Origin of the sequence: Archangium violaceum Cb vi76, from assembly GCF_000733295.1 — a bacterium.
GTDB lineage: Bacteria > Myxococcota > Myxococcia > Myxococcales > Myxococcaceae > Archangium > Archangium violaceum.
Window position 1 is genome coordinate 25,554 of record NZ_JPMI01000306.1, and the last position, 7,132, is coordinate 32,685.

General features: G+C 67.9%; 8 protein-coding genes. 4 read left to right on the top strand and 4 right to left on the bottom strand.

Annotation, left to right across the window (positions count from 1 at the left end):
- Positions 1-40 precede the first annotated feature (40 nt).
- A complete protein-coding gene (locus Q664_RS42770) occupies positions 41-1,483 on the bottom strand; it encodes a golvesin C-terminal-like domain-containing protein (protein ID WP_043410194.1) in 1,443 nt (480 codons plus the stop codon).
- 122 nt (positions 1,484-1,605) lie between these two features.
- Between Q664_RS42770 and Q664_RS58510 the strand changes: the two genes are divergently transcribed.
- Complete coding sequence (locus Q664_RS58510; protein WP_152622659.1) at positions 1,606-1,821, top strand: hypothetical protein; 216 nt, start codon at positions 1,606-1,608, stop codon at positions 1,819-1,821.
- Positions 1,822-1,857: 36 nt separating this feature from the next.
- Positions 1,858-1,983, top strand: coding sequence for a hypothetical protein (locus Q664_RS62440; protein ID WP_268811447.1), 126 nt, complete (start codon positions 1,858-1,860; stop codon positions 1,981-1,983).
- Between the two features lie 20 nt (positions 1,984-2,003).
- Here Q664_RS62440 and Q664_RS42775 read toward each other — a convergent pair whose 3' ends face one another.
- Both Q664_RS42775 and Q664_RS53445 read right to left on the bottom strand, forming a co-directional pair.
- Entirely contained in the window at positions 2,004-2,216 is a 213-nt protein-coding gene (locus Q664_RS42775; protein ID WP_043410197.1) for a hypothetical protein, read from the bottom strand.
- A 325-nt stretch (positions 2,217-2,541) separates the two neighbouring features.
- Positions 2,542-4,902, bottom strand: coding sequence for a DUF4185 domain-containing protein (locus Q664_RS53445; protein ID WP_084610832.1), 2,361 nt, complete (start codon positions 4,900-4,902; stop codon positions 2,542-2,544).
- A gap of 89 nt (positions 4,903-4,991) precedes the next feature.
- On the opposite strand from Q664_RS53445, the gene Q664_RS42785 reads away from it, so the two are divergent.
- Positions 4,992-5,546 (top strand): glutathione peroxidase, encoded by a 555-nt coding sequence (locus Q664_RS42785; protein WP_043410199.1) that lies wholly within the window; start codon positions 4,992-4,994, stop codon positions 5,544-5,546.
- 36 nt (positions 5,547-5,582) lie between these two features.
- On the opposite strand, the gene Q664_RS42790 is transcribed toward Q664_RS42785, so the two are convergent.
- Positions 5,583-6,407, bottom strand: a complete 825-nt coding sequence (locus tag Q664_RS42790; protein WP_043410202.1) for an SDR family oxidoreductase — start codon at positions 6,405-6,407, stop codon at positions 5,583-5,585.
- 120 nt (positions 6,408-6,527) lie between these two features.
- Here Q664_RS42790 and Q664_RS42795 point away from each other — a divergent pair, with 120 nt between their 5' ends.
- Positions 6,528-7,088: a TetR/AcrR family transcriptional regulator gene (locus tag Q664_RS42795; protein WP_043410227.1), complete on the top strand. Its 561-nt coding sequence runs from the start codon at positions 6,528-6,530 to the stop codon at positions 7,086-7,088.
- The last annotated feature ends 44 nt before the right edge of the window (positions 7,089-7,132 follow it).

The following is a 7,132-nucleotide window of genomic DNA, read 5'->3' on the forward strand; positions in this document are numbered from 1 at the left end:
AGCACGGCCCGGAAGCCGTGCTCCACCCCGCTTCAGTGCATCACCGCACCTGGATGGCGTCGGCGACGACGACGTAGCCCGTCGTGGCCCAGCGGCTGAGCTGCACCTTGTTCCAGCCGGCCGGGAAGCTCCACGAGCCGAGCGTGCTCCACGCGCCACCGCCCGTCTGCTGGTTCTTGTACACCGTGGCCAGGGTGGTGCCACTGGCGTTCTTGATGATGTAGGGCGCGGCCGCCGAGCGGTTGGTGCCCGCCGTCCACCGCGCGTCGATCGTCTTGGTGGCCGCCGCCGGCAGGTAGAACCAGAACGTCGCCGGCTCGGAGACCGCCGCCGTCGAGGCGTACAGGTAGTTGGAGCCGTAGTAGCCCGCCGTGGAGGTCGCGGCCGTCCAGGTCCCCGTCAGCTCGATGTAGCCCTTGGTCGTGTCGTTGGCGGCGTTGTTGTTGTCGACGATGAGGCCCGTGGCCGGGGTACCGCCGCCCGTCGTCCACAGGTACGTCACGTCCACCCAGTCGTTGTTGCTCATCCCCAGGTCCGTCCAGAACGAGCCATCGGCGATGTCGATGCCCGCGGGGTTGGACGGCCGGCGCCCGAACTGATCCAACCCGCCGTTGAAGCCATCCTGGTAGGCGGCCTGGGCCTCGGGCTTGCCCTGCGGCAGGGTCTTCCACATCTCGCGGATGCTCGAGGGATTCCAGTAGTCGTCCTTCGTGTTCCACGGGCCCACGTCCCACACCGAGGTGGTCGTGCACTTCGCCGTCTTCGAGTAGCACACGCGCACCTGGTACTCGGAGCCACCGTTGGTCGCGAGCGCCCGGCGCGAGGGCAGCGCCACGAAGCGATCATAGCTCTTGATGACGTGGCCGTTGGCCGTGGTGCCGCCCACCAGGCCCTCGCGCGTGGCGTAGATGCGGTAGGTCAGCGGGGCCAGGGTCTGCACCCCCTCGGTGGTGCCACCCTCGAGCGTTCCCTCCAGCTTCACCTCGTGCACCGCGGGACCGCGGCCGTGATCGTCCGCCACCAGCGCGAGCCGTACCTGCACCTCCGAGCCAGCCCAGGGAAGGCGCACGGCCTCTCCCGCGCTGGAGATGCTCCACTCGCTCCAGGCGCCGCTGGCCGAGCGCACGCGGACATCCACCTCGATGCTCGTCCCAAAGGCACGCCGTGCCCGGATCAGCGGACGCACCGTGTCCACGGGCCGCTCCAGCCGGCGGGCCGGGAAGGTGTAGAGCCCCGTCAGGGTCCGCAGCCCCTCCGGCCTGCGCATGACGTTGTACGGCTCGTACACCAGCCCCTCCTGGGTGCGCACCAGCTCGCCCGTGCCCTCACCGGCGCCGAGCTCCTCGGTCCACTCCAGGGCTCCGGCGGAAGCACGGAGCGCTTCCGTCACGGGCTCCCGAGGGGCCTCCGCCAACGCGGCGCCTCCCGCCAGCGACACTCCCCACATCATCGTCATGAACGTCGACCGCACATTCGAGCGCATGGACGGCTCCTTGGAATAAAGGAGGGAATTCCCGAGTAATCCCTCCTTGCCAGAAGAGCACTGAAAGCGGCTCGATGTCTCAGAAAAAAATAAAATCCATTTCACGGTGCGCGAGCCGCCGCGTGATCCGGCCTTTCCTGGAGGCCCCGTCCGCCCTACTCGTAAAAATTCTATTCGAGCCCTCGCGCTTCCTGTCCATCGCCGTGCCCCTGGCGGCCATCGTCGCGGTGGGGCTCGACGCGCCCTTCGTGGATCCGGTCAACCCGGGCCAGTTGCAGGGACAGGCGCCGCCTCCCGCGGGCACTCCGCCGGGACTCCCCTTCCATGCCCACCACTAGCTGCTGAGCCAGGCGGGCATCCACCTGCTGGAGAACGTGCGCCTGAAGGCCATGGCCCAGGACAAGACCTGGCCCTCCCGCACGCTCGTGCTGGCCCTCAAGGAGCGCGGAGGCTCGGGCTCGGCGATCCGGCCCGTGGCGTACGGTCCTCCGCGCCCGTAGAGCGCGAGCGGAGGGCCTGGCTACTTCCTGGGAAGCTCACAGACAGAGGGTTCGGCGGCGTTGGCGGATGGAGCCAGCGCCTGCCGGGCCTTCACCACGAGGGCGAGCACGCGCTCGGCGACCGTCACGCCGCCTGAAGCGACTTCGATCGCCGCCCCGATGAGTGCCAGGGTCCCCGCCACCACCACGGCACCCCGGGCCTTGCGCCTCCGCGTTGGAGTCTTCCGCTTCATCCTCGAGCGTATTTGCGAAGGCAATGCCAGCCCACCGCGAGCTGCATGGCGGATGGTGGTCATGACCGCCCGCCAGATGGGAAGGCGGAAGCCCACCTTGGGAAAACGTGTTCCCACCTGGGGCAAGCCCCTTGGAGCAGTGCCGGCCTACCCGGACTTCGACTGGGGCTTCGTGGATTGAACGCAGTCGAGTGCAGCCCGCCTCCCGGGCGCGCTCTTCACGAACTTGTCCAACTGTTGGACAACTTTGGCGAGACCGGGCCCGGAGGGGTCCCTCCCGCCCTCGAGCTGAGCAGAGACCCCTGCACGGACTTTCTTCCGAGGCTTAGTACTGAGAGACGGTACCGGTGGATGAGTTTTCGACCAGGGAGCCGCGCTCGAAGTCCACGCGCCGTCCGCCCGTCACCGGGTAGGCCTCCGTCGTGGGGAAGCCGAGCGTCTGGGCCACCCCGGCCTGCAGGTACCTGGTGAGGAGGGGGCCCGCCCCCAGTGCCTTGGCGCCGGTGGCGGGAGAGAAGTAGACGTGTCCGCCCTGAAAGCGACTCACCTTGCCCGGGGCGAAGGAGGTGTTCTCCTCGTCGGACACGGGGTAGCCCAGGAAGCCCGTCTCCCATCCCAGCGACGCCCACCTGCCGTGGATGACGCCCTGCACGGAGTGCGCTCCCGTCTCCGGCGTCCAGTAGATGCTGCCCCGCTCGAAGTGGTTGTAGCGCCCGCGCCCATCCGGCGTGGTGAGCTCGTCGGTGGTGGGGTAGCCCAGAACGCCCGCCTCCCACCCGAGCGCCTTCCACTTCTCCCGGATGGCGCCCATCACCACGTGCGCCCCCGTCCCTGGAGTCCAGTAGATGCTGCCCCGCTCGAAGTGGTTGAAGCGCCCCACTCCATCCGGCGTCGCGCTCTCCCCCTCCAGGCACGTCCCCAGCAGCACGGGCCCATTCACCGCGTCGTACTTCGCCTTGATGTCCCCCTTCACCTCGCACCCGCGGAACCCGAACGCTCCCGCCCCGACGAACCCCCATGGACCGGTCAACGTGTCCTCCACGAGGAGCCGCAGCGTCTCTCCCCGGTAGGAGGACAGGGTCCAGGTGACGGGGAGTTCCGGACTGTTGGTGCGCCGGCCGCGCGTGGTGCGGATGACCTCGCCGCCGCGGAGCAGGCGCACCTGGGCATCGCCCCCGTGGACGAAGAAGCCGAGCTCGCGCGTGGTCGCATCCACCGTGAAGTCCTGCCAGATGGCTCCCGTCAGCCCGTCTCCCTTCGGCTGGAGGTACGTCGTCACACGGCCCCTGCCATCAGCACCCGTGAAGATTCCGAAGGCATCACCGCTCCTGCCCCATCCGGTGAATCCCTGGGTGAAATCGGGATTCGTGAGCGCGCTCCTGGGCAGCCCCACACCGCCCAGCGGCGGCGTGTACGGCGTTTCGGGAAGCCCGAGCCGCGTGCGCATGAGGTGGACCTGATAGGGATTCCAGGACGACATCGTGTAGACGAGAGAGAGAACGCCGCCCGGCTCCTCCTCGAAGTAGCGGGGAATGAGGTAGGGCCCATATTCACCGCCCCACTCCTCTTCGCGTCCTGGCTCGGAGAGCCCATCGTCGTACGTCACGACGCTCTGACGAGCGTGGATGAAGTGCTCGTAACCCCTGTCCTGGTCCTTCCCCGGATCGAAGATGACGAGCGGCGCCGACCACGGCCCATTGACCGAGCGCGCCCAGCGAAGCGTGATGCCTCGTGGCTCCGGGGCCCCACAGTTGTAGGCCATGAAGTAGAGGCCAACCTTCGACCACTTGCGGACCGACAGCTCCCCGACGCACGACGTTTGAACGATGGGGACCGCGCTCGACTCGCCCGGGCCGAACGTCGCGGTGGTGCCGCTTCCTCCCCGGTAGTACATCCAGGCCGAGCGATCTCCCATCCGGGCCAGCTCGACCTTCGCGAGGTAGACGGGGCTCTGGCGGTAATCCCCACTGCCATAGATGAAAGCGGTGGTCCCCTCCACGACCACGCTCACATTGATGAACTTCGAGCTGGGGACGATGTGCGTGGTCCGCATCCCCGCGACGTTCAGCCCGTCCATCTCCGCCAGCACCGAGTGGCTGTATTTCTGCGTGCTTGGATTCCAGCCGGTGGTGAAGAAGACGTAGGTCTTGGAGCCGACCGGAACGCCTTCCATGGGAACGTTCATCCCCTGCAGGTTGATGCCGGACAGGCGCGGTGCCACGAACTGGCCATGGGCGTCCGTCACCCACGTGAGCTTCGGCATGGGTCCCGCTGGCGGAACACTGGTCGCGGTCGTCCAGGCGATGGAGTCCTGGTCCTGTCGCGTCCCCCCAGGCGTCCAGGAGTCTCCAAAGATGAACACCAGCTTGCCGTCCCGCTCGAACGTCGCACCGAGATCCGTGCCCGTGATGCCGACGTTGAGCGACGGATTGACCTTCGTGTCGGTGAGCTGTCCCAGGTGCTCCGTGCAGAGCTTGCGCAACGCGGGAAGGCTGCCATCCGCCGGGAGAGAGAACGACGCGTCCAGCCCCGAATCGACCCGCTCGGCCGTGCCCGAGCCCACAGGGGGCGCAGCCGGTGAAGTCCCCGCGGGCCCACAACCGAGGCCCAGGAGCACGGCAAGAAGACCGAGGCGCCGGCCTCCCGCTCCGGCTCCCTTCCATTTTCCTTCGTTCACGTCACGCATGATTTTCCTCTCCGTTTCGAGATAGAGGAGAGACGTGGCGTGGCGGCGTCCAAGAAAAATGCGCCCTTCAGCCCAAGGAAAGAACCTCCATGAACGAGAAGATCGCGAACCTGCCGCTCGAGCGCATCGACGGAACCAAGACCTCGCTGGCTGACTTCAAGGGCAAGGTGCTCCTGGTGGTCAACGTGGCCTCGCAGTGCGGCCTGACGCCCCAGTACGAGGGCCTGGAGAAGCTCCACAAGAGCTACCAGACCCGGGGGCTGGTGGTGATGGGCTTTCCCGCCAACGAGTTCGGCGCCCAGGAGCCGGGCACCAACGCGGAGATCCAGGAGTTCTGCCGCTCCAAATTCGGGATCGACTTCCCCATGTTCTCGAAGATCGTCGTCAAGGGAGAGGGCCAGCACGCGCTCTACCAGCACCTGACGGAGACCCTCCCCGAGGCGCGCTATCCCGCCAACAGCACCATGCGCGCCCGGCTGGAGAAGTACGGCATGAAGCAGGAGAAGCCCAACGACATCCTCTGGAACTTCGAGAAGTTCCTCATCAACCGCCAGGGTGACGTGGTGGCGCGTTTCTCACCGGATACGACTCCGGATGACCCCACGTTGAACCAGGCCATCGAGGCGGAGCTCGCCCGGGCCTGACAGGCAGCTCCTGATGGGATTCGTGGAGGTGATGCGCTACGGCCGGGCGTAGCGCATCGCGGCGACGGCACCACCGTCGACGAGGAGGTCGGTGCCGGTGATGAACGACGCCTGGGGGCTGATCAGGAACTCGACGGCACTGGCGATGTCGTCCGGAGTGCCGATGCGCCCCGTGCCAGACGCTTGAATCATGCCGCGCATGGCCTCGCCGTGGGGGCCCTGCAACTCCGCCTGACCCATGGGGGTGGAGATGACGCCGGGGCTGACGCTGACCACCCGGCCGCCCCGCCGCCCCCATGGAATCGACGCCGCCTGGACGCGCAACTGGTTCGCGCGCTTCGCCACGCTGTAGGCGGCGCCGGAATCGAGGTTCTTGGGGTCGAGCATGGGCAGCCCCGCGAGCTGGCTCGTGGGGGTGGTGGCGAGGGCACGCTCGGCCTCGGGAGGAAGAGGGACCATCGAACCGGCCATCGAGGCGATGCACACCGCGACACTGCCGCGCGTCACGAGAGGGAGGAAGGCATCAAGAACATAGGCAGTGCCGAGAACGTCCACCTGCACGACCCGCTCGGGGCTGGCCTGCACGGGGGAGACGCCCGCGGTGTGCACGACGGCGCGGAGCGGGCCGAGCGCCCCTGCGTGCTGGGCGAGCCGTTCGACGGACCGCGGATCAGAGACGTCGACGCGGAGGGCGTGGACGGTGTGGCCTTCGCCGCGGAGGGTATCCGCGACGCGGTCGAGGAGTTCCTGGGCGTAGTCGGCGAGAACGAGCTGGCGGCCGGAGCCGAGGCGGCGAGCGGTGGCGAGACCCATGCCACCGAGACCGGTGATGACGATGACGTCCTGCTGAGGTGCGGTCATGGCGCTGCGCTCCCTTGCGTGGGGTGGCGTCTCGGGTGAACCGGACAGGACTGTCCGTTTCCAGGGCGGCGTACCACGAAGCGGACACGCGTGTCCATTTCGTGCGGTACACTCCTGGGCGTGACGCAACGACAGGACGCGCAACGCAACCGCGAGCTTCTCCTCGCGGCGGGAGAAGAGGTCTTCCGAGAGCACGGCCTCCACGTGCCGCTCCAACTCATCGCCGAGCGCGCTGGAGTCGGGCGAGGCACGCTCTACCGCCACTTCCCGGACCGGGATCACCTCGCCCGCGCGATGATCGAGCGCCGCGTGGAGCTCATCGAGCAACGCCTCGCCTCGGCCCCCGACCCGGCCCGCTCCGTCGAGGAGATCTTCTTCTGGATCGCCGACACCCTGAGCGCCATCCCGGGATTGCACCCGTACCTGGCATCAACGGAAGCAGGCAGGACCACCCTCGATCAACTGAACCAGCGGTTGCGTGGCCTCCTCGCCGGGCCGGTGCGGGCGGCGCGAGCGCGGGGACTCCTGCGCCCGGGCGTGACGCTCGACGATTTCGTGTACAGCTGGGCGATGATCGAGGGGAGCATGCTGGCCGTCCCCCCCCAGGAGCGCTCGCGAATGGTGGCCCGCGCCAAGGCACTGCTCGGCTCCGCGCTCTTCGAGCGGTCCGCCGTGAGCTGACCCATTTTCCCCTCTCCCCTCGGGAGAGGGTCGGGGTGAGGGTA

Bases quoted from the DNA above. Each gene is read 5' to 3' on its own strand.
- Q664_RS42790 (WP_043410202.1), bottom strand. From the start codon at position 6,407: ATGACCGCACCTCAGCAGGACGTCATCGTCATCACCGGTCTCGGTGGC.
- Q664_RS42770 (WP_043410194.1), bottom strand. From the start codon at position 1,483: ATGCGCTCGAATGTGCGGTCGACGTTCATGACGATGATGTGGGGAGTG.
- Q664_RS42775 (WP_043410197.1), bottom strand. From the start codon at position 2,216: ATGAAGCGGAAGACTCCAACGCGGAGGCGCAAGGCCCGGGGTGCCGTG.
- Q664_RS53445 (WP_084610832.1), bottom strand. From the start codon at position 4,902: ATGCGTGACGTGAACGAAGGAAAATGGAAGGGAGCCGGAGCGGGAGGC.
- Q664_RS42785 (WP_043410199.1), top strand. From the start codon at position 4,992: ATGAACGAGAAGATCGCGAACCTGCCGCTCGAGCGCATCGACGGAACC.